Raw genomic sequence first — 21,123 nt, 5'->3', positions numbered from 1 at the left:
CGATAGCCAAGTGGTCACACCCGTTCCCATGCCGAACACGGAAGTTAAGCACTTGAACGCCGAAAGTAGTTGGGGGCTTCCCCCTGTGAGGATAGGACGTTGCCAGGCAATTTATTTTTATTTATTCCGCAATAGCTCAGTGGTAGAGCAACCGGCTGTTAACCGGTAGGTCGTAGGTTCAAATCCTACTTGCGGAGCCAATGGCCCGTTGGTCAAGCGGTTAAGACACCGCCCTTTCACGGCGGTATCACGGGTTCGATTCCCGTACGGGTCACCATTTTTTATTTTTTGCCGGTGTAGCTCAGCTGGTAGAGCAACTGACTTGTAATCAGTAGGTCGCGGGTTCGACTCCTGTTGCCGGCACTGTTTTTTTCAATTGTATAGTTCCTAGACAAACTGGGGGGGTAGCGAAGTGGCTAAACGCGGCGGACTGTAAATCCGCTCCCTCGGGTTCGGCGGTTCGAATCCGCCCCCCCCCACCATGTCGAGCCATTAGCTCAGTTGGTAGAGCATCTGACTTTTAATCAGAGGGTCGCAGGTTCGAATCCTGCATGGCTCATATTTTGCGGAAGTAGTTCAGTGGTAGAATACGACCTTGCCAAGGTCGGGGTCGCGGGTTCGAATCCCGTCTTCCGCTTTTTATTTTTATGATTTGGGGCCTTAGCTCAGCTGGGAGAGCGCCTGCCTTGCACGCAGGAGGTCAGCGGTTCGATCCCGCTAGGCTCCACCAATTTTGCTTAAAGATCTTAAGCGAGTTTCGTTCGACTTAAGTTTTTTTATACTTGAAATGCCTGCAATTAAAGTACGTACGCGAAAGCACTGTGAGGACACTCACGGTGCTTTTTTGTCGTTTGTTCCTGTATAATCATGCGTCTTTATGTCGAGTTGAACCACCCTGTTGTTACCGCTTACAATTAAAGTAACTTACTGAGTAAAGGGGAACAGGTCGATGAACATTGCATATATCAGCGTACCGTATCGTTATGGTCAAGGAAAACCGGGGACAGAACAGGGACCGGCTGCTGTTGAAGAAGCAGGCTTGCTGGAAACACTTGCAGTACACGGACAAGAAGCAGCACGCTATGGGGAAGCGGCTGTCTTGTCAGAAGATGCTGTCCGGGAAGAAGATCCAAAGCTCAAACGGTTGGAAGGTGTCGTCCATACGACAAACGATTTACAATTAATCGTACGCGATGCGCTGACCGAGCAACGTTTCCCGTTACTCGTCGGAGGCGATCACAGCATGGCGATCGGAACGATTGCCGGTCTGCGTCAAGTCGTCCCGCGTCTCGGCGTCATCTGGTTTGATGCACACGGTGATTTGAACACACCAGAAACATCACCGTCCGGCAACATTCACGGCATGCCGCTTGCTGTCGCGTTAGGAGAAGGCCATCAACGGTTGACCGAGATCGGCGGCAGTGCGGTCAAACTGCAGCCGGAGCACCTCGTCTTTATCGGTTTACGGGACGTGGACGCCGGGGAACAGGAACTGATCGATCGTCTGGGAATCCGGGTGTATGACATGGAAGCGATTCGGACACGCGGCATGGACACGATCATGGAAGAAGCAATTGCGTATTTAAAAGAGACGACCGACGCGTTTTATCTCAGCTTTGATATGGACGGTCTTGATCCAAGTCTTGTCCAAGGAACCGGGACACGCGTTGCGGACGGTATTCTATTGGAGGATGCGCAAACGGTCTTACGTCATTGCGCGGAGCAGGAAGACTTCATCGCAGCCGAATTCGTTGAAGTCAATCCGCTGTTGGAAGAAGGAAACGGGACAGCGATCCTTGCGAATGACTTGATTGGAAACTTGCTCCAGTATATGCGGAACCATCGTTTAGTAAAATAATGGATGGAACTTGAACTCTTTTCGTCAGAGTTCAAGTTTTTTTTGTTACAATTCAAATTGAGATGAAACATTTGTTGGTCGACTCCGTATAAGAGATTGACCGCATAGAGCGGGGGGTATTCAAAGTGGAAGAAACAACACTACGCTTGATAGAGCGGGTGAAGCAGGGCGACCGTGATGCATTTGCGGCACTTGTTGATCTATATAAAGAAGGTGCCTTTTTAGTCGCCTTCCGTGTTTTACGTGATCGAATGGAAGCAGAGGATGCCACGCAAGAAGCCTTTATCCGTGTATTCACGAAAATTGAATCGTATAATGCCCAGTGGAAGTTCCGAACGTGGTTATACCGGATCGTGACGAACGTGTCGATTGATCGACTCCGTAAGAAACGTCCCGATTATTCCCTTGATGCTGAGATGTCAGGGACTGAAGGACTGACGCTGTATTCCCAGCTCGAAAGCAAGGACCAGTTGCCGGAAGATCAAGTGATCGATTCCGAGCAACGACAAGATGTGGGGGAAGCCATTGCCGGTTTACCTGAAAAGTATCGGATTCCACTTGTCTTGAAATATATCGAAGATCTGTCGCTCAAAGAAATCAGTGAGCTGATTGATTTACCTGTCGCTACTGTCAAAACTAGAATTCATCGTGGACGCGAAGCCTTGAAAAAGCATTTTGCGAAGCAATGAGAAGGAGGCACTCATCATGACACGAGAGAAAGTGTATGAACGGATACAGGATTATTTAGATCAAAATCAACCTCCGGAAGACTTCAAACGACTTGAAGCGGAGTTACGGGAAGCAAATGCGATGGACGAGTTCGAAGAGTATCGGCTCCTCGATGCTGAGTTACGCACGCTTCCAGCACCCAAGCTTTCGGCGGATTTTACATCCCGCGTGCTGGCACAATTGCCCGAACAGGTGGACCAACCGAATGTAACTCCGCTCAGGAAATCCTCCCGTTTCGGCGGGAAGATGAAGCAGTATCCGTTACTTGCAGCCGCTTCGATCTTTATGTTGTTGTCCGTCGGCAGCCTTGGTGGGTACTTGACACAGGAAGAACATGACTTGTCCTATACGAACGTACCCGGCATCGTGGCAGAAAACGGCGAAGTCGTCGTACCGGAAGGGGTCACGGTCGATCAAGACCTCTACGTTGAGGGTGGAAACGTCCGCATTGAAGGCAACGTCAACGGTGACGTGACGACAGTGGACGGAAAAGCGTATACAGCGAGCGCCGGAAACGTCACGGGCGAGATCAAACAGATCGATCAACTGTTTGAACGTGTCTGGTATGGAATTAAACGAATCTTCGAATGAGTCAGGTGGGACGAGTCTAACTCGTCCCTTTGTGCTATAATGAAAGCTGTTTAAATCAGATGAGATAGGGGGCACGGTTGGTGAATTACTTCAACTGGCAACCACTTCAATTTCAATTGTTGAAACTGGGAGAAAACGTACATTGGTACGATTATATTAACGATGTGATTGATATCGCGGTCGTGACATTCGTCATTTACCGTCTGATGATCATTGTCAAAGGTACAAAAGCAGTCCAATTGATCAAAGGGATTTCGGTCATTTTGATCAGCTGGTTCTTAAGCGGATTCTTCGGACTGAAGACGTTACAATTTCTGCTGAACCAAATCATTACGTACGGTCTGCTCGGGATTATCATCATTTTCCAGCCGGAATTACGCCGGGGACTGGAACACCTCGGACGGACAAGTAAATTTTTCTCACGGAGCGCGATCAGTGACGAGGACGAACAAGTCCGGATTGTCGACGCGTTGGTCACGTCTGCACAATACATGTCCAAACGCCGAATCGGGGCACTGGTCACGATTGAGCGGGAAACGGGACTTAGCGAATATGTCGAAACCGGCATTCCGCTTGGTTCTCAAATCACGAGTCAGTTATTGATCAACCTGTTTATTCCGAACACGCCCCTCCATGATGGGGCCGTCATCGTCCAACAAGGTAAACTTGCGGCAGCCGCTTGTTACTTACCGCTTTCTGAGAGTGCACATATCTCAAAAGATCTTGGAACACGTCACCGGGCAGCCATCGGTGTCAGCGAAGTGACGGATAGCGTTACGTTGGTCGTATCAGAAGAAACCGGTGGTGTTTCCCTTGCCATCAATGGTCGTCTGTACCGGGAGCTGGATGAAGAATCGCTCCGGACGAAGTTACTTGAAACGATTGTCAAAGCTGAACCGACGAATACTTCCTTCTTGAACTGGATGGGGGCGAAAAAATAATGTTCGAAAAATGGTTCAATGAACGCTGGTTTCTTCGCATCGTTGCCGTATTGCTTGCCGTCATGCTGTATCTGATGGTGGCAGGAACCAATTCGACCGTCAAAAGTGATGCGGCGAGCCTGTTGCCGATCGCCGGTCAAGGCTCAGCAAAGTTTGACGTACCGGTATCCGTCAATTATGATGAAACGCAGTGGGTCGCCTATAATATTCCAGAAACCGTCGAAACGACGGTTAAAGGACCATCCAGCAGTTTGACGATGCTCCGGCTCGTTAAAGACTTTGGTCTGTCGATTGACTTGACGGGTCTGGATCCCGGGTATCACCGGGTGCGACTGTCTGCCGACGGGTTTGGCAAAGATGTTGAAGTGACACCAAAACAAGAAACGATTGAAGTATTCCTGGATAAAAAGGTCACAAAAGAAGTGCCTGTTCAAGTGGCACTGTTGAATAAAAACAAAATCGCCGAAGGGTATGTCGTCGGCGAAGCACAGCCGACCCAACAAACGGTCTCTGTGACCGGCGGTGCGGAGAAGCTTCAAGCCATCACCGCAATCCAAGTCCCGATCGATGTAACCGGACGAGCGGAGACGTTTACGGAATCGTTTAATGTCAAAGCAACTGATGCGAACGGAAATGCGATCAGTGCGACCTATGACCCCGAGCAACTTGAGGTGACGGTGCCTGTCTACAAAGAAAGCAAAACCGTCCCGATTAATGTCGAAACAAAAGATGCCGTCAAAAAAGGGTATAAAGTCGTTAAAATCGTTCCGGTCATCACGGAAGCCCGGTTATACGGAACAAAAGAAGAGTTGTCGCGCATCGGCTCCGTTTCGACGGAAGCGGTCTCCTTAAAAGGATTAACGAAGACGGTGGATCGAACCGTCAAGCTGATTGAACCGGATAATGTCACGGCGATGGAACCAACCTCGATTACGGTCAGTATCGTCGTCGAGAAGGAAAACGCCGAAGCAACGACAGAAACGGTGGAAGATCGGGCCGAAAAAACGATTTCCGGTATTCCGGTAACGTTGAATGGTTTTGATGAATCGAAGTACACGGTCGATTACGAACAAACGATTGATCTTGTCGTGCGCGGCAGTGAGGCGGATCTTGCCTCGATTGATGCAACGGATATCAAAGCGGTCATTGATGTGACCGGCTTAAAAGAAGGTACACACGGCTTACCGATTTCGTACCAGACGTCAAAAGCCTTTGACGTCCTCCGTCCGGATCATATGGACATCACGCTCAAAGCGGTGCCCCGGACCTCGGTTCAAGCCAATTAAATCAACTTTGTGAAATGAGGAAATAGTATATGGGTAAGTATTTTGGAACTGACGGCGTTCGCGGCGTCGCAAACGTAGAATTGACGCCTGAATTGGCATATCGTCTTGGTCGTACAGGCGGGTATGTCTTGACGAAACACGAAAGCACACGTCCAAAAGTCTTGATCGGCCGTGATACACGTGTTTCCGGACAAATGCTTGAGAATGCCTTGATTGCCGGACTCCTGTCAATCGGAGCGGAAGTCATGCGTCTTGGTGTCATCTCGACACCAGGTGTCGCGTACTTGACGAAAACAATGGATGCGACAGCGGGCGTCATGATTTCCGCGTCACACAATCCGGTCGAAGACAACGGAATCAAGTTCTTCGGTTCAGACGGCTTTAAGCTTGATGATGCGACAGAACTTGAAATCGAAGACCTGCTGGATCAAGTGGAAGATACATTACCACGTCCGTCCGGCAAAGAACTCGGTTTTGTCCACGATTATTATGAAGGCGCACAAAAATACCTGCATATGTTACGTCAGACATCGGATGAAGATTTCTCAGGCATCCACGTCGCGATCGACGGCGCACACGGAGCGACATCAAGTCTCGCACCACGTCTGTTCGGTGACCTGGAAGCGGAAGTCTCGACAATCGGAACAACACCAAACGGTCTCAACATCAACGAAGGTGTCGGATCAACACACCCGGAACATCTCGCGGCATTCGTCCTTGAAAAGGGTGCACACGTCGGTCTGTCATTTGACGGTGACGGCGACCGCTTGATTGCGATCGATGAGAACGGTGAAATCGTCGACGGCGATAAAATCATGTTCATCTGTGGGAAGTACCTCAACGAAATCGGTCGCCTGAAGGACAACACGATCGTCGCGACGGTCATGAGTAACCTCGGTTTCCACAAGACGGTCGAAGAACACGGTATGACAGCGTTACAGACAGCGGTCGGTGACCGGTATGTCGTCGAAGAAATGCGCAAAAACAACTACACACTCGGCGGCGAACAGTCGGGTCACATCATCTTCATGGATTATTCAACGACAGGAGACGGGATGCTGTCCGGCGTTCAACTCTTACAAATCATGAAGGCGACAGGCAAGAAATTGTCGGAACTCGCAGCAGAAATGCCGGTTTTCCCGCAACGTCTCGTCAACATTCGCGTATCGGATAAAAATGGTGCGATGAACGGTCCGGCCGTTCAAGCCATCATTGCGGAAGTCGAAGCGGAAATGGCCGGCAACGGTCGGATTCTCGTCCGTGCGTCAGGGACAGAACCACTTGTCCGTGTCATGGCGGAAGCGCCGACGCAAGAAGCGTGTGACATGTACGTTGAGCGGATCGCGAACGTTGTCCGTGAAAACTACGCATTACAAGAAAACTGAGTAAATCGGAGGGGCGGATGAATATCCGCTCCTTTTTTTGTTGGACGGATTGTCAGGGGGACTATGACAGCTTTCAAGCTGACTCTGTCAAAATGCTTTTTTCACGCGCTTTTCTCAGGCGGAACGCAAGCTAGCTGTCGTCTCTCGACAACCGGGTCTTGCCTGTTCCTGACAGAAGCAGAGCTTCCTCTTCCTGTAGAAGTCGCATGAAAAATACATTTCTGTTGTCACATGATAAAAAAGCATCATTAAAAAAGCAGAGCCAAAAATAAAAAAGAGTTTTTTACAAAATCTAGGTATTAGAGGTATCGTTTAGAAAAATATCGGGAATAGTTACAAATACGTTACCTTTCTTGCTTTTTCTAAATAAAGTTCGTATGATTGTAAAGTCGGACAGAAACGGGGTCGGACAGAAATGAAAGCGCCAGGGCTGACTATGTGATAGGCAGCTGACGAGGTGGAGGTTTATCGAATCATTCGGCGGATGCCTCCCGGTACCATGTCAGTACCGAAAACACATCTGAAATCGTTTAAGTGATTAGACGGACAAACAGATGCGTCATGACAACTCTCGACAAGAGCCGTTTCCTCTTCAGGGAAATACTTGTAAATGGGAGAGAATGTATTATGTGCGGTATCGTAGGTATGATCGGACAGGTTAACACAAAGGAAATTTTATTAAAGGGACTCGAAAAACTCGAGTACCGCGGTTATGATTCGGCTGGTCTTGCGTTCGTTAATGACGGCGTTCAAGTCCATAAAGAAGTCGGCCGGATTGCTGCGCTACGCGAAGTTGTTCCTGCAGAAGCAGATGGTCTTGTTGGAATTGGTCACACACGTTGGGCGACACACGGTGTCCCAAGTGTACCGAATGCCCACCCACACCAAAGTGCTTCATCACGTTTCACACTCGTGCACAACGGTGTCATCGAAAACGATGAGCAGTTAAAAGCAGAACTCAATGTTGATTTACTCAGCGACACGGATACAGAAGTCATCGTGCAAATGATCGAAAAGAACTTTGCTGCAACAGGTGATGTCGTCGAAGCATTCCGTCAAACACTTCGTGTGCTTCACGGTTCGTATGCACTCGCGTTAATCGATGCCGAGAACCCGGATGTCTTGTACGTCGCAAAAAATAAATCACCACTTCTTGTAGGTCTCGGTGACGGTACGTTCAACGTTGTTGCGTCTGACGCAATGGCTATGCTTCAAGTAACGGATCAATTCGTTGAGTTGCATGACGGCGAAATGATCATCTTGACGCGTGACAGTGTCACAATCCAAGATTTAGACGGAAACGTCAAAGAGCGTGAGGCGTATACAGCAGAAATCGATGCATCAGATATCGAAAAAGGCACGTACGCGCACTATATGCTTAAAGAAATGGACGAGCAGCCGGCAGTTATCCGGAACATCGTTCAGAAATACCAAAACGAGTCAGGCGAAATCACGCTCGATCAATCAGTCCGTGATTTAGTCCTCGGACGTGACCGTGTCTACATCATCGGTTGCGGAACAAGCTACCATGCAGGATTGATCGGAAAACAATTGATCGAACAAATCGCGGGTATCCCGACAGAAGTCCACATCTCGTCTGAGTTCGGCTACAACATGCCGCTCTTGACTGAGAAACCACTGTTCCTCTTCCTTTCACAATCAGGTGAAACAGCGGACAGCCGTGCAGTTCTTGTCGAAGCGAAAAAACTCGGTCACCCGGCACTGACAATCACGAACGTCGCAGGATCAACGTTGTCACGTGAAGCAAACGCAACACTCTTGTTGCATGCAGGTCCTGAAATCGCCGTAGCGTCAACAAAAGCGTACACAGCGCAAATCGCTGTTCTCGCAGTCCTTGCGTTTGACCTTGCTCAAGCAAAAGGTGTCGACGTGAACTTCGATCTCATGAAAGAACTCGGGAAAATCTCAAGCGCAATGGAGTCCGTCATGTCACAAAAAGAACGGTTCCAAGAAATCGCTTCAGAATACTTGTCTGAATCACGCAATGCGTTCTTCATCGGTCGTGGTCAAGATGCGTATGTCGGAATGGAAGGGGCCCTCAAGCTCAAAGAAATTTCGTACATCCAAGCAGAAGGTTATGCCGGCGGCGAATTGAAACACGGTCCAATCGCTTTGATCGAAGACAACACACCGGTCATCGCCCTCGTGACACAACCACACGTTCACCTCAACAACCGAGGCAACGTCAAGGAAGTCGTCGCACGTGGCGCTAACGCGTGTGTCATCGCAGCGGAAGGTCTTGAATTGCCAACAGATGCATTCGTCATCCCAGCAGTCGAGCCGCTCTTGTCACCACTCTTGTCTGTTTTACCGCTTCAGTTGATCTCGTACTATGCGGCACTCGGCCGTGATTGCGACGTCGACAAGCCACGTAACTTGGCGAAGTCAGTAACGGTTGAGTAAAAAAATAATTTGTATACGTTTTATTAGCAAATTAATTTCTACCTTAGCAAAACAAATTGTATTTTTTAAAATAAAACGCTACCTTACACGAGCGAAAATCGGAATCCTCATCCGATTTTCCTCGTGTTTTTTTTTAGATAAAACAGAGACAAAGTATGAAGCAAGGTGTGAAAAAGCAGAATAAATATAAGTAAGATGAAAAGAATATATTTCATCGTTTTATGTTAGTACTCCTTCATATAAACATTTTTGTTATTTACAGGAAAATTTATTTGAATTCAAATGGAAATAAGGTGACAATGACATCATATTACTTGTTCATTTGATAGTTGAAAATAATAAATTGAATTGGAGAGATTAATTTGAAGACAGCAGTACATTTTTTGTCAGAATGGGCAGAGGGAGAAGCTTGGAAAGTATATATACTTAATAAAGTATTAGCAAAGAGTAAGACTGACTCTGAGCAATTATTAAAAGACGTACTTTATTTAATGAAAAGTAGAGAAATACCTGACAAAGTCTCTGATGTAGACAGAAATGATATGGAAAAACAGGTGTTGACTATAGACGAAATAAGCTCCCCAAGAAATATCAATGCTTTATCGAGTGATATTAACTTTTCATTAGGAAAAAAACTTAATGTGTTCTACGGAGAAAATGGTTCAGGGAAATCTTCATACGTTCGTATGTTTCGGAAATTTGCCGATAACTACTTTACTTCAGAAAAAGATTTAACAATAATTCCAAATGTCTATATGGAGCAATTAACTAAAAAGACAATGGAGCAAGTGGTTGAAACAACCTACTCATTAGGTGAACAAAAGAAAAAAGAAATAGTTAATATAAATCAAAGACACAATGTACTTTGTAAAATAAATATATTTGATACCGATTCAATTGTTCCTTTGATTAATAATGACCTTAGCTTTAGTATATTACCCAAAGGATTCGAAAATTTTCAAATCACATCAAATTTGTTGGATATACTTAGAATTGAGACTTTAAAAGCTATAAATCACATGAATGAAAGCAGAGATAAAATATTTATAGATTCTTCTCATAATTTTATTCGGGAAGATATCGAAAATATACTTGGAAACGTAAAAACCACTGGAAAACTGAAAAGTTATCTTGAAAGTAATTATCCTAAAAGTGATGAATATGATGAAGTTATTAAAGAAATTGATTTTCAAATAAATGAGCTTGAATCATCAAATCCAATTGATAAAATTAAAATTTTAAATGCACAGAAAACAAAGCTTTTCACAATCGTGAAATCAATTGAGAACTTATCAGTCTTACTAAACCAAGAAAATTTAAAAAAAGTTAATAAACTCATTGTAGATTTTGAAAATAAACTTATTGAAGAACATAAGTTTAATCTGTCTTTCAAAAAGAGAGTTTCGTTTTTAGAAGTAGTAAATAATGAGTGGTTAGAGTTTATTAAAGCTGGTAAACACTATTTCGACTCCATTAATAAAAAGCAAATTAACTTAAATGAACCTTGCATTTTTTGTAGCACTCCTCTCAACTCAACTAGTGCAACTTTGATAGATAGTTACATGAAACAAATCAGTAATAGTAATAGGGAAACATTAAACTCTATTGAAAAAGAAATACAAAATCATGATATTACGAATATGATCAAGCTGTTAGTAAAAGAGGAAGAAGCACTATTTGAAAGTGAGAAATTTATAGAAAAGATTAAATCCACGATGCAATTATTAAATCGTAATATAGATATTTTTAATACAAACCTTAAAGCAAAGAAAACTATAGGTGCTGAAGTGATTTTAGATGTGACGGATGTGATAGAAACAATCAATACAGAATTTGATGCTTTAAACAATCGAATTGAAAATCTCAGTAAATCTAAAGACGAGACAGGAAAGCTTATCGTTTCACTTAAAAATTCAAAGTTAAGTGTACAAAAAAACGAGAAACTTCATACTCTAACTGAGCAACTCGAAAAATGGATTTTCCTACAAGAAGAAATAGAAAGATATAAAAAGATAAAAGGTAAATTCTCTACAAATACATTAACCAATAAACAAGCTGAAGCATTTAAGATTATTGTACAGGAAGAATATATTAAAACATTTGAAGATTTTTCAAAGGATTTGAAAGTACCGAACGTAGATTTAAAACTTATTCCGAAAAAAGGAGAAACTCTTCGTAAAAAGTTTGTTGCCTCTGAGAAATATAAAGTGACTCAAATAATGAGTGAGGGAGAACAGAAAGCAATAGCAATGGTTGAATTTGCTACTGATTTAACGATGAGAAATGATTTTAATACTATTCTTTTCGATGACCCGGTTACATCATTAGATTATAAAAGAACAGAGTCAATTGTTAATCTAATATATAAGTTATCAAAGGATAGACAAATCCTTGTATTCACTCACAATATTATGTTTTATTATATGCTTTATAACATAAGTGAAAAGACAACGAATAAAGAAAATAAATTCTTTAAAGTAGATGAGTTAGATAAGATGAATAAAGGACTTGTATCAGAATCCTTCAACGGTAAGTTAGAAAATTTAAGTGGAATTACGAAAAGATTAAAAGATCAAAAACAAAGTATAAACTCAAAAAAATGTTACGGAGATGAGTTGGAACAGCTTCTTAAAAAGGCATATTCAGACATACGAACTTGGTGCGAATTAATTGTTGAAGAGGGCTTTTTGAAAAAAATAATCAGACGTCATGAGCCTAATATTATGTTCTCGAAGGTTAAGGACATCAATGGTAGTTTCGTAAATGAATTAGAACAAGTAAGTGATCTGTTTGAAAAATCTTGTCGTTGGATGGCAGGACATAGTCAATCTGTAGAAAGTCAGAACAGTAGTGCTTCTAAGGAATCATTTAATGAAGATATGGAATATATATTAAAAATTAGTGAACAGTATAAATCAAATTGATTAGATATTAATGTTCCTTTGTCAGCGCTTATTTTACCTTATGTGGGAAAAACAGAAAAAATACAACGTTTTAGGAAAAGATTTTTTAAAAAGAATAAATAAAGCCAATCTGAAAATAAGAACATAACGTTCTGTTTAAATTTTCAGATTGGCTTATTTTAATCGATGAATCGTATGAATACCGCCGGTCTCATAAAAATCTATGCTCAAATCCACGGGTTCAGGAATTGAGCTGTAATCCTGTCCTTTCAGTTGATCGATGTGCTCGGTAACGATCAATTTACTAGAGCGTATTTTTTCTTGATGATAGGTTAGCTGTTTATCGATATCTTCTTTTTTGCTGGTGATTGTTTTATTTCTTCTGAAGGTCGCATCAAGACTAATATGTTTATCGTTTAGTATTTTTTCAAAATTGTGATGGAACTCGGTGATTTGTTGGTGATATTTTTCGATATCCGATAACCTCGTCGCATTTGTCTGTGAATCCTGATTCCAGTCATTCATAATTTTTAAGCAAATCGACATGACTTCTAAGTTTCCGTATCCAATCAGGACAGTTTGTTCAAATGATGCGGCGAGTTCTTTTATCTCATCAACCGTTTTATCCAATTTGAATGTTGTTTTTTCTTCAATTTCGTTAGCGCTTCTGACTAAAAAATCCAACTCCGGTAAAATCGATTCCAGCTCTTGATAAGAGATGACTGCCATGTCTTCTAATTTTATTGAATATCGTTCTTCTTCATCAGGGATGCTTGGCAGAATCGAAAGCAGATATTTGATATGACCTTTGATGATGCCGGCTTTATCATTTTTAGATTGACGAATTAATGTGTCGACCTTTCGATTCAAAGATGTAAGTTGTTGATTAATCCGGTCCAAGTGTTCTTGGGCAGTGACCATGGTCGCGACTCCAAGAGCTAAATTCGCCAATTGAGCGGGATTGATTTGTTTAATATCTTGGATTTCGAACTTTCCGTGATGTCTGATTCTATTTTTATGATCAACGGCAAGTGCTCTGAATTGATCCACCGACCCCTTTGCCTTCATGATTCGTAATTCACCGGATGTAAGCTTGGTAAGAGCTTCTTCACTGAATTTGATGATGACTCTCTGTTCTTTTTGGATGAGATCTTTGGCATGTGGTGAAAGTTTTATAATATTACCGACCTGGTCTTTTAGACGTTTTGTTACGATTAATGATTCGGAATGATGATAAGAGGTCTTATCAGTTAAATCATACGACTCAATTTCCCAAGGAAGTTCATCGGCATGAAGTTCCTGAACGGTTGTTTGCGAAGTAATGGCTGGAAGCAACGAATCCGTTACAGCACCACGACGACTGAATTTACGAAAAAGCAAATAACTAAAGAGAAGTAATATGATAATTACAGTTATGATTCCTAAAGCGTTATCCATGATAACCCACCTCTCAGCGATAGTTTGAATGTAACCTGTAAATATATAGTAACTCATTCTGTCGTTAAAATGATAAGTTGATAAAAGACAGAAACGATGTATGAAGGAGGAAACAACACGTGAACAGAAAATGGAACTGGGCAGGCGCGTTTCCACAATCTTGTACGGATGATGTTCGAGTCGTGACACTTCTCCTACCGCGCCGGCTCTTTAGAACGGTGACCTGGGGAACGATTGATGTCATGTTTTTTGGGGAATCATTAATTTTTCCATCACGCCTGTATTTAAATGAAGTAAAAGAAGAAAAAATGCAAACTCTGACGGATCGTCAACGGTGGATATTGTACTGCATGTATACCCGTCATCACGACGGATACATCCGTGAAAAATATGTTCAACGACTAAAACAGGAACAGGCAAAAGCAGACTGGGTACTGCTTTATTTAATTGAACTGACAGGCGAATACGTCCGCGAGATTCTAGAACGGATCGAACCGATGTTGCAGACATGGTCCGAAGAACAGCTGAGAACTTTTGCCGCAGCAAACGACCTTTATCTGCAACGAGTCGAACGACGGATTATCAGCTATTGGGATGTATATCAAAGGACGACCTATCCGGTGCTATGGGATTCGACCTATGTCGGCTTTCGGATTGCTCAGTTCTATCGCACGTATCGTGCTCATTCTTGAAAAAAACTTCAGATTTGCGGTAGGCTGAACACGTAGTCCAGATCAGAAGGGGGATAAAGAGATGAGAATTTTAGTAGTCGGTGCGAGCGGGACAATCGGGCAAACCGTCGTCGCACAATTAGGGGAGCGGCATGAGATTATCCGGGCCGGACGGACAGCAGCGGACGTCCAAGTCGACATCACGTCGGAAGCCAGCATCCGTTCGATGTACGAAGCGGTCGGTCCGGTCGATGCTGTCGTCAGTGCGACTGGCGGGGCACACTTCGGACCGCTGACCGATTTGACACCGGCGTTAAACCAGATCGGAATCGACAGTAAGTTGAAGGGGCAGGTCAATCTCGTCCTGCTTGGTTTGGAGACGGTTCGGGATGGGGGCAGCTTTACATTAACGACCGGTATCATGATGGACGATCCGATTCGGCAAGGCGCGTCAGCGGCCCTTGCAAATGGTGGAATCAAAGCATTTGTCCATGCCGCGGCGATCGAGATGCCACGTGGTATCCGGATCAACAGTGTCAGTCCAAACGTTTTGATTGAGTCACTCGAGAAGTATGGACCATTTTTCCGCGGATTCGAAGCCGTTCCGGCATCGCGTGTCGCGACAGCGTTCGAGAAAAGTGTCGAAGGGGCACAGACCGGACAAAACTACGAAGTCTATTGAAGCCAATAAGACCGCTCACTCGGATCAAGTGGGCGGTCTTATTGTTCAGCTCATCAAAGATTGTAAATAAAAGATATTTGTCAGAACCAGCGAAATCAAAAAGCAGATAAAGAGATTAGTTAAAAAAACAGGTCGTGTCATCTCACGGTTCATGATCATCTTGTCGAGAAATAGATTCACAGCCAAGACGATAGTGAAAGTTACAAAAAAGAGCGGCAACAATTCCATACATAACATCCTTTCCATCGTTTTATTCAACGCATCCATCCGATTAAAAGTTTCGTAAAGGCTTAAAATCTCTTGTGAAAAACAGGATTTTCCAGTAGGGAAGGGAAAGAAGAAAGTAAAGAAACCAAAAGGAGGGACATTCAGATGCGACAAGCGGTACTCGTCATCGATTTTCAACAGGATCTCGTCGAAGGAACACCCGAAGAATCCGGTGTGTATGCGAAGGAATCTGTCATCGGAGTCATCAATCAAGTGGTGCAAGAAGCCCGCGATCATGATCATACGATTGTCTTCATCCGGGATCTTGATGTCGCGAATGGACAAGGAGCCGGCTTTGCGGTGCACTCCTCGATTCAGATTCCGGATCAGGCGGTCACGTTCGACAAAGCCGCCACCAATTCATTTCACGGCACGCCGTTGCTCAGTCATCTGAAAGAGCAACAGGTCGGACATATCGTCATCCTCGGCTGCAAGACGGAACACTGTATCGATACGGCTGTCCGCAGTGCAACCGTCAACGGATTTGATGTGACGCTCGTTGCTGATGGACATACGACGAACGGTTCCGATGTCTTATCGGCAGAGCAGATGATTGCCCATCACAATCAAGTCTTGCACGGACACTACAATGTCGAACATTTTGCGGTGGTCCGTCCCTCAACGGAGAAGTTGTTTGAACCCATCCACAATCACTATAGAACGTAAAAGGAGCGACCTCATGATTGAACTACGAAAAGTGGAAGAAGCGGATTATCCCGCCTATGCGACACTCGTCACGGATGAGCGGGTCATGCGCTATATCACAGAACATCCCTTAACCGAAACAGAAGCCAAGCGGCGGTTCGCGTCGATCATCGAGCAACAGCGGCATGACCGTCTCGGATCATACCTCGTCTATCAGGACGCGACATGGATTGGCATCGGTCATGTCACGCGGGATACACGGCAACCGTTTGAAGCGGAACTCGGCTACATGTTGTTGCCGGAACAGTGGGGTCACGGTTACGGATCATTACTCGCCTCACGATTGCTCGAACTGGCAACGGAACATGAATTGACCGTCGTCACGGCAACGATTGATCCGAATCATCTGGCGTCGCGAAAGATTTTGACGAATCTTGGATTCCACTCGACGTACGTTGGACCGATTGACGGGTTGCCTGGTGAAATTCTCGAAAAACGATTGGGGGAATCTTCATGACGCGGGAAGAGTGGATTCAATCGTTTGATCTGGACGTCGCGGATATCTTTTCCGTCACTGACTCGTACAGTTCGGATGTCGACCGCCTGGTACTGCGCGATGGACGGACTGTGTTTTTAAAGCGTCCGTATACGGCAGACAAATGGTACCGGGAACACGGCTGGTTAACGTATTTAGCCAGTCGTGTTGCTGTGCCGAAGATTCTCATGGAGGCGCAACCGACCGGGCAGACGACGGGTGCGTTTGTGCTCGAAGCACTTTCCGGTTCAACGATTGAGACGGTCACACCGGCGCTCGCCGCGCAAATCGGACAATTGCATGCAACACTCCATACGTGTACGAGTGAGGCGTACGGCGATTTTGAGGAGAAGGGCTTCACCGCCTTTACCTCCCAGGACTGGCGTGTTTTCCGAAATGCGAAGATGACCTCATTTGAGCCGGCGATTCAACAGGTGTTGTCACCTGCACTCTATCAAGCCGCCTTTACAGAATTGAAGCGGCGTGAACGTGAGTTACCGGAGCCCTCTCGACCTGTCGCCGTCCATTTGGACTTCCGGCTGGGTAACTTGCTCGCAGACGGGGGGAACCTCACTGGATTGATTGACTTTGAAACCTCACGTTTCGGAGCGACGGAGATCGACTTCACGAAACTCGATCGCGATGTCTTCCAGAGCGAATCCGGGTTACTTGACGCCTACCAAAAAGGTTACGGGCAAGTCAGGACACCGGAACCGATTGAAGTCTATTTGCCGTATTACCGTCTGTTTGAAGCACTGACGGGAATCGGTTGGTGTGTCCAGCGCGGACTGGAGCATCACCAACAGTTTTTCAATCACAACTATGCCCGTGTACTGGTCGAGTTGGAACGGACGAGCATATTCGAAGAACGTTAAAAGGCGTCGTTTGACGAGCGAACCGCTATACTTGTGGAAATGAAGCAAGTAGAGGGGGAATTTGGATGGAACAACAGAAACGGATTGGGATTATTGGGGGCGGGCTCGCCGGAATTTTTGCGGCACGTCAATTGGTGACGGAAGGATATGCGGTCGAGGTCATTGAAAAAAGCCAAAGTGTCGGGGGACGGATGGCGACGAGACGGATCGACCAGGGAACAGCGGATCATGGGGCTGTCTTCTTTACGGTTAGGACGGACGAGTTGGCGCAAGAAGTGGACGAATGGCTGGAACAGGGACTGATCCGAAAATGGTTCGGGGATGACTTTCCCCGCTACATTGCGGTCAACGGGATGAATCAGCTGGTTCAATCGATAGCTCGCGGGATTCCGGTGCATCTAAATGAACAGGTCGAACGGATTGTGTCGGATGCACCCGGACTTCAAACCATCGCCTCTGAAGAAACACGGACGTATGATGCCATCCTGCTGACGGCACCGGTGCCGCAAGCTTATGACTTACTGGAAGCATCTCCGTTGACGTTAGTTGAATCCGATCACGCCCGTCTTGGGAAAGTGACGTTCGAGCCGACGTTCGTCGGTTTGTTCGAGATTCAGGAAACGCTCGAAATTGGTGAGGTCGGTCTACTTGATGAAGGTCTCGCAACCGGAATGTTGAAAATCGTCAACAATGCGCAAAAAGAAGTGTCGGCGACCCCGCTTCTGAGTGTCTATATGGCAGGAGACTGGAGTGAATCCTGGTATGACAAAGGGGAAGACGCGACGCTTGCGGAAATCGAACGGTTACTGCAGGAGCAACTCGGACCGGTCACGATCATCTCCCGCCAACTCAAACGTTGGCGGTATGCGCAGGCGCGCGACGTCTTCCGCACGCCTTACCTGAAGCTCGATCAACATCCGCTCTGGCTTGCGGGAGATGCCTTTCTCGATCCGAAAGATACGTCCGGACGGACACGGGTCGAGAGTGCCGTCATTTCCGGACTGCGTGTTGCAGCGGCAATGGATGCGCACTTCAAAGCGGTCGTAACAGAACAATAAGCCGTAAAAAAGGGTGATTTCCAACAATGGAAGTCGCCCTTTTAAGTATCACGATTTGGATTCGGGTGGAAAATGGCGGTTGCTCCAAGCAGCCATCTGATCGAGGATCGGAAGAAAGCTGTGTCCGGTGTCGGTTAAGGAGTATTCGACTTTCGGTGGGACTTCCCGGTAGACTTTCCGGTCGATCATTTCGTCCGCTTCCAGTTCCCGTAATTGTCGTGTCAAAATGCCTTTTGAAATCCCCGGCAACAGGTGTTCGAGTTCGTGAAATCGTTTTGTTCCGGTACTGAGATGCCAAAGCAACACGATTTTCCACTTGCCGGCGATGATGTTCTGGGCTCGGGTAACAGGGCACGCCGTCCGCTGGGAAAGAGGGGAGTCAGTTGTCGAAGCTTGATTCATCGGGAATTCCTCCTATAGTTCGGTTTGTATGACCTGGTATCGAAAAAGTGCCTACTCCTCATAGTGTATCACCTGTAATATAATTGGATACAGGTAGAAACTGATTAGAAAAGGAGCTTACGTATATGAAATTACTTGTAACCGGAGCAACCGGAAAATTAGGAACCAAAATTGTCGAGCATCTCTTAACGAAAATCGCAGCAGAAGATCTGATTGTCAGCGTCCGTGATCCGAAAAAAGCATCGGATTTAGCATCGCGCGGTGTTGAAGTGCGTCATGGTGATTTTGATAAACCCGGTACGCTGCAAGAAACGTTTGCGGGCGTCGACCGGCTCTTGCTCATCTCGACCGACGGCGAAGAAGCGACGCGGATCCGTCAACATACGGCAGCAGTTGAGGCAGCTAAAGCAGCCGGAGTCGGCTTGATTGCCTATACGAGTATCGCCAACGCGGAAGCCAGTCAAAATTTCTTGGCCCGAACGCATCAGGTGACGGAACAGTTAATCCGTGATACGAGAATTCCGTTTTTGTTCTTCCGGAATAACTGGTACTTGGAGAACGAACAGTCGACGATCGATGCGGTCCAAGCCGGACAAGACTGGCTGACGAGTGCCGGAAACGGTAAAGTTGGTTGGGCGCTCCAGGAAGATTATGCCGAAGCCATCGCGACGGTCTTGGTTGATCCGAAGCCGACAAAATCAATTTATGAACTGTCCGGTCCTCTCCATACGCAACAAGAGATTGCAGGAGCACTCGGACAGGTCCTCGGTCGCCCGGTGCATGTGAATCAGGTCGATGCTGTGACCTACACGGCAATTTTGGAACAAGCGGGAGTCCCGGAATTTTTGCTGCCGATGCTACAGGCGATTCAAGAAGGGATTGCGGCTGGAACGCTGGCGGTTGAGAGCCAGGATTTTGAAGAGATTCTCGGCCGGCCACCGGTTTCTCTTGAAGACGGCTTACGACAACTTGTTCAAAGATAAGTTCACCTGAACGTTTCCTTCTGAAGGGCTTTGGGTAAATATCCCTTACGTACATAAAAACGAGGGGGATTACCATGAACATTAAAAAATACCGTGTGACACCAGGGGAATCAATCCGATTATCCGATTATCCGACGTCGGATGAAAACCGGATTGCAGAAGACGAGTTACTGGATCAGCACATTCCGAAAAGTGTCGAGGAATTAAAAGAATTGCATTGGCGTCTGCATGCCGAAGAAAAAAACGGAGTTCTCGTGATTTTACAGGCGATTGATGCCGGCGGAAAAGATGAAGCCATCAGCTATATCTTCTCGAATCTCAACGCCCAAGGGTTACGGACGCTTTCCGTCAAAAAACCGTCCGATACGGAGCAAAAGCATGACTATCTCTGGCGGATTCACGAAGGCTTGCCGGAAAAAGGCGAAGTCGGCATTTTGAACCGGTCGTATTACGAAGAGGTCATCGCACCACGGATTCATGACTTGCTGGAAGAAGAGGAAGTGCCGGACGATCAAGATGTCTGGAAGATGCGTTACCGCCAAATCAATGACTTTGAGCGTTATCTTGTTGAAAACGGCTTCCGCGTCGTCAAGTTTCTGTTTAACGTCTCAAAAGACGAGCAGAAAAAACGATTGCTCGAACGGATCAAAGATCCTAAGAAAAACTTTGAGTTTTCGTTCAGCGATGTGGAAGAACGGGAGCATTGGGATGAGTATCAGGACATCTTTGCCGAGCTCGTTTCGCACACGTCAACGGAACACGCACCGTGGCATGTCCTGCCGGCCGATGACGAATGGTTCACGCGTTACATCGTGACGGAGGTCATGAATGACGTCCTGCGTGAAATCGACCCGCAGTATCCGAAGCTGACGGACGAGGATCAGGAAAAACTCGATGAAGCGATTAAAAAATTAGAAAATGAATAAGTGTGCGAACTGACGCAGCAGTCAGTTTTCAGATGACAACGGGAGACAGACTTTAACATCTGTCTCCTTTGTTGTGCGGAAAAACGGCTTTCTTTTGCAGGATCGCTGTTATAATCAAAGGGAAGAATCGATCAAGTACTGGAGGAATCAGCATGAATGAATACCCGAACTGTCCGAACTGTGGCTCAGCGTATACATACGAAGACGGCAATGTATTGGTGTGTCCGGAATGTGCCCATGAATGGACGGCCGCCGATACGGCAGCGGCAGAAGAAGCCAACGTCATCCGGGATGCGAACGGTAATGTACTGAACGACGGTGATACGATCACGGTCATCAAGGACTTAAAAGTGAAGGGCACGTCGCTTGTCGTTAAACAAGGGACACGCGTCAAAGGGATCCGTCTCGTCGACGGGGATCATGACATCGATTGCAAGATTGATGGACTTGGTGCGATGAAGTTGAAGTCGGAGTTTGTAAAGAAAATCTAAATCAAAAGACCACCGTTGAATTTCAAACGGTGGT

The 21,123-nt window shown here is 45.8% G+C and carries 19 protein-coding genes, 7 tRNA genes and 1 rRNA gene; 25 read left to right on the top strand and 2 right to left on the bottom strand.

The features are described 5' to 3' along the window. From rrf to P397_RS0116435, 16 genes are all read left to right on the top strand, one after another. A 5S ribosomal RNA gene (rrf, locus tag P397_RS0116510) occupies positions 1–108 on the top strand. Between the two features lie 17 nt (positions 109–125). Then, positions 126–200: transfer RNA gene (locus P397_RS0116505), tRNA-Asn, on the top strand. Between the two features lie 2 nt (positions 201–202). Beyond that, a tRNA-Glu gene (locus P397_RS0116500) sits at positions 203–277 on the top strand. A 13-nt stretch (positions 278–290) separates the two neighbouring features. Then, a tRNA-Thr gene (locus P397_RS0116495) sits at positions 291–363 on the top strand. A gap of 35 nt (positions 364–398) precedes the next feature. Then, positions 399–482 (top strand) — tRNA-Tyr (locus P397_RS0116490). A 4-nt stretch (positions 483–486) separates the two neighbouring features. Then, a tRNA-Lys gene (locus P397_RS0116485) sits at positions 487–559 on the top strand. Between the two features lie 6 nt (positions 560–565). Then, positions 566–637: transfer RNA gene (locus P397_RS0116480), tRNA-Gly, on the top strand. A 17-nt stretch (positions 638–654) separates the two neighbouring features. Beyond that, positions 655–730, top strand: a tRNA-Ala gene (locus P397_RS0116475). A gap of 219 nt (positions 731–949) precedes the next feature. Then, a complete protein-coding gene (gene rocF, locus P397_RS0116470; protein ID WP_028107237.1) occupies positions 950–1,858 on the top strand; it encodes an arginase in 909 nt (302 codons plus the stop codon). A 125-nt stretch (positions 1,859–1,983) separates the two neighbouring features. Next, the gene (gene sigW, locus P397_RS0116465) at positions 1,984–2,547 is read left to right on the top strand and encodes an RNA polymerase sigma factor SigW (RefSeq protein WP_028107236.1); all 564 of its coding nucleotides are present in this window, start codon (positions 1,984–1,986) and stop codon (positions 2,545–2,547) included. 16 nt (positions 2,548–2,563) lie between these two features. Next, positions 2,564–3,178 (top strand): anti-sigma factor, encoded by a 615-nt coding sequence (locus P397_RS0116460; protein WP_026834284.1) that lies wholly within the window; start codon positions 2,564–2,566, stop codon positions 3,176–3,178. An 80-nt stretch (positions 3,179–3,258) separates the two neighbouring features. Beyond that, complete coding sequence (cdaA, locus tag P397_RS0116455; protein WP_012369050.1) at positions 3,259–4,119, top strand: diadenylate cyclase CdaA; 861 nt, start codon at positions 3,259–3,261, stop codon at positions 4,117–4,119. Then, positions 4,119–5,405 (top strand): CdaR family protein, encoded by a 1,287-nt coding sequence (locus tag P397_RS0116450; RefSeq protein ID WP_028107234.1) that lies wholly within the window; start codon positions 4,119–4,121, stop codon positions 5,403–5,405. The genes cdaA and P397_RS0116450 overlap by 1 nt, the downstream gene beginning before the upstream one ends. A 29-nt stretch (positions 5,406–5,434) precedes the next feature. Then, complete coding sequence (glmM, locus tag P397_RS0116445; protein ID WP_026834281.1) at positions 5,435–6,790, top strand: phosphoglucosamine mutase; 1,356 nt, start codon at positions 5,435–5,437, stop codon at positions 6,788–6,790. Positions 6,791–7,417: 627 nt separating this feature from the next. Next, positions 7,418–9,214, top strand: a complete 1,797-nt coding sequence (glmS, locus tag P397_RS0116440) for a glutamine--fructose-6-phosphate transaminase (isomerizing) (protein WP_026834279.1) — start codon at positions 7,418–7,420, stop codon at positions 9,212–9,214. Between the two features lie 362 nt (positions 9,215–9,576). Continuing rightward, a complete protein-coding gene (locus P397_RS0116435) occupies positions 9,577–12,138 on the top strand; it encodes an AAA family ATPase (protein WP_028107233.1) in 2,562 nt (853 codons plus the stop codon). Between the two features lie 153 nt (positions 12,139–12,291). On the opposite strand, the gene P397_RS0116430 is transcribed toward P397_RS0116435, so the two are convergent. Further along, positions 12,292–13,554, bottom strand: a complete 1,263-nt coding sequence (locus P397_RS0116430; RefSeq protein WP_028107232.1) for a hypothetical protein — start codon at positions 13,552–13,554, stop codon at positions 12,292–12,294. A 119-nt stretch (positions 13,555–13,673) separates the two neighbouring features. Between P397_RS0116430 and P397_RS0116425 the strand changes: the two genes are divergently transcribed. The 6 genes from P397_RS0116425 (at position 13,674) to P397_RS0116395 (ending at position 18,287) form a co-directional block, all read left to right on the top strand. Beyond that, positions 13,674–14,246 (top strand): hypothetical protein, encoded by a 573-nt coding sequence (locus tag P397_RS0116425; protein WP_028107231.1) that lies wholly within the window; start codon positions 13,674–13,676, stop codon positions 14,244–14,246. A 61-nt stretch (positions 14,247–14,307) separates the two neighbouring features. After that, a complete protein-coding gene (locus tag P397_RS0116420; RefSeq protein WP_028107230.1) occupies positions 14,308–14,907 on the top strand; it encodes a short chain dehydrogenase in 600 nt (199 codons plus the stop codon). A gap of 372 nt (positions 14,908–15,279) precedes the next feature. Next, a complete protein-coding gene (locus P397_RS0116410) occupies positions 15,280–15,840 on the top strand; it encodes an isochorismatase family protein (protein WP_028107228.1) in 561 nt (186 codons plus the stop codon). A gap of 13 nt (positions 15,841–15,853) precedes the next feature. Beyond that, positions 15,854–16,336 carry a GNAT family N-acetyltransferase gene (locus tag P397_RS0116405; protein ID WP_028107227.1) on the top strand — a complete coding sequence of 161 codons (483 nt, stop codon included), beginning with the start codon at positions 15,854–15,856 and terminating at the stop codon, positions 16,334–16,336. Continuing rightward, the gene (locus P397_RS17665) at positions 16,333–17,229 is read left to right on the top strand and encodes a phosphotransferase enzyme family protein (RefSeq protein ID WP_051524074.1); all 897 of its coding nucleotides are present in this window, start codon (positions 16,333–16,335) and stop codon (positions 17,227–17,229) included. The genes P397_RS0116405 and P397_RS17665 overlap by 4 nt, the downstream gene beginning before the upstream one ends. Positions 17,230–17,294: 65 nt before the next feature. Then, positions 17,295–18,287 (top strand): NAD(P)/FAD-dependent oxidoreductase, encoded by a 993-nt coding sequence (locus P397_RS0116395; RefSeq protein ID WP_026829596.1) that lies wholly within the window; start codon positions 17,295–17,297, stop codon positions 18,285–18,287. Positions 18,288–18,335: 48 nt separating this feature from the next. Here the strand turns inward: P397_RS0116395 and P397_RS0116390 are convergent, their stop codons facing one another. Beyond that, positions 18,336–18,689: a winged helix-turn-helix transcriptional regulator gene (locus P397_RS0116390; protein WP_028107226.1), complete on the bottom strand. Its 354-nt coding sequence runs from the start codon at positions 18,687–18,689 to the stop codon at positions 18,336–18,338. Positions 18,690–18,814: 125 nt separating this feature from the next. On the opposite strand from P397_RS0116390, the gene P397_RS0116385 reads away from it, so the two are divergent. The 3 genes from P397_RS0116385 (at position 18,815) to P397_RS0116375 (ending at position 21,089) form a co-directional block, all read left to right on the top strand. Further along, positions 18,815–19,672 carry an SDR family oxidoreductase gene (locus tag P397_RS0116385; protein WP_028107225.1) on the top strand — a complete coding sequence of 286 codons (858 nt, stop codon included), beginning with the start codon at positions 18,815–18,817 and terminating at the stop codon, positions 19,670–19,672. 74 nt (positions 19,673–19,746) lie between these two features. Then, on the top strand, positions 19,747–20,598 hold the full coding sequence (locus P397_RS0116380) for a PPK2 family polyphosphate kinase (protein WP_026834269.1): 852 nt from the start codon (positions 19,747–19,749) through the stop codon (positions 20,596–20,598). A gap of 152 nt (positions 20,599–20,750) precedes the next feature. Then, positions 20,751–21,089 carry a zinc ribbon domain-containing protein YjdM gene (locus P397_RS0116375; protein ID WP_028107224.1) on the top strand — a complete coding sequence of 113 codons (339 nt, stop codon included), beginning with the start codon at positions 20,751–20,753 and terminating at the stop codon, positions 21,087–21,089. The last annotated feature ends 34 nt before the right edge of the window (positions 21,090–21,123 follow it).

Origin of the sequence: Exiguobacterium undae DSM 14481, assembly GCF_000620805.1 — a bacterium.
Classification (GTDB): domain Bacteria; phylum Bacillota; class Bacilli; order Exiguobacteriales; family Exiguobacteriaceae; genus Exiguobacterium_A; species Exiguobacterium_A undae.
Note: the sequence above shows the minus strand (reverse complement) of the source record. Positions and strands in the feature narration are given on the sequence as shown.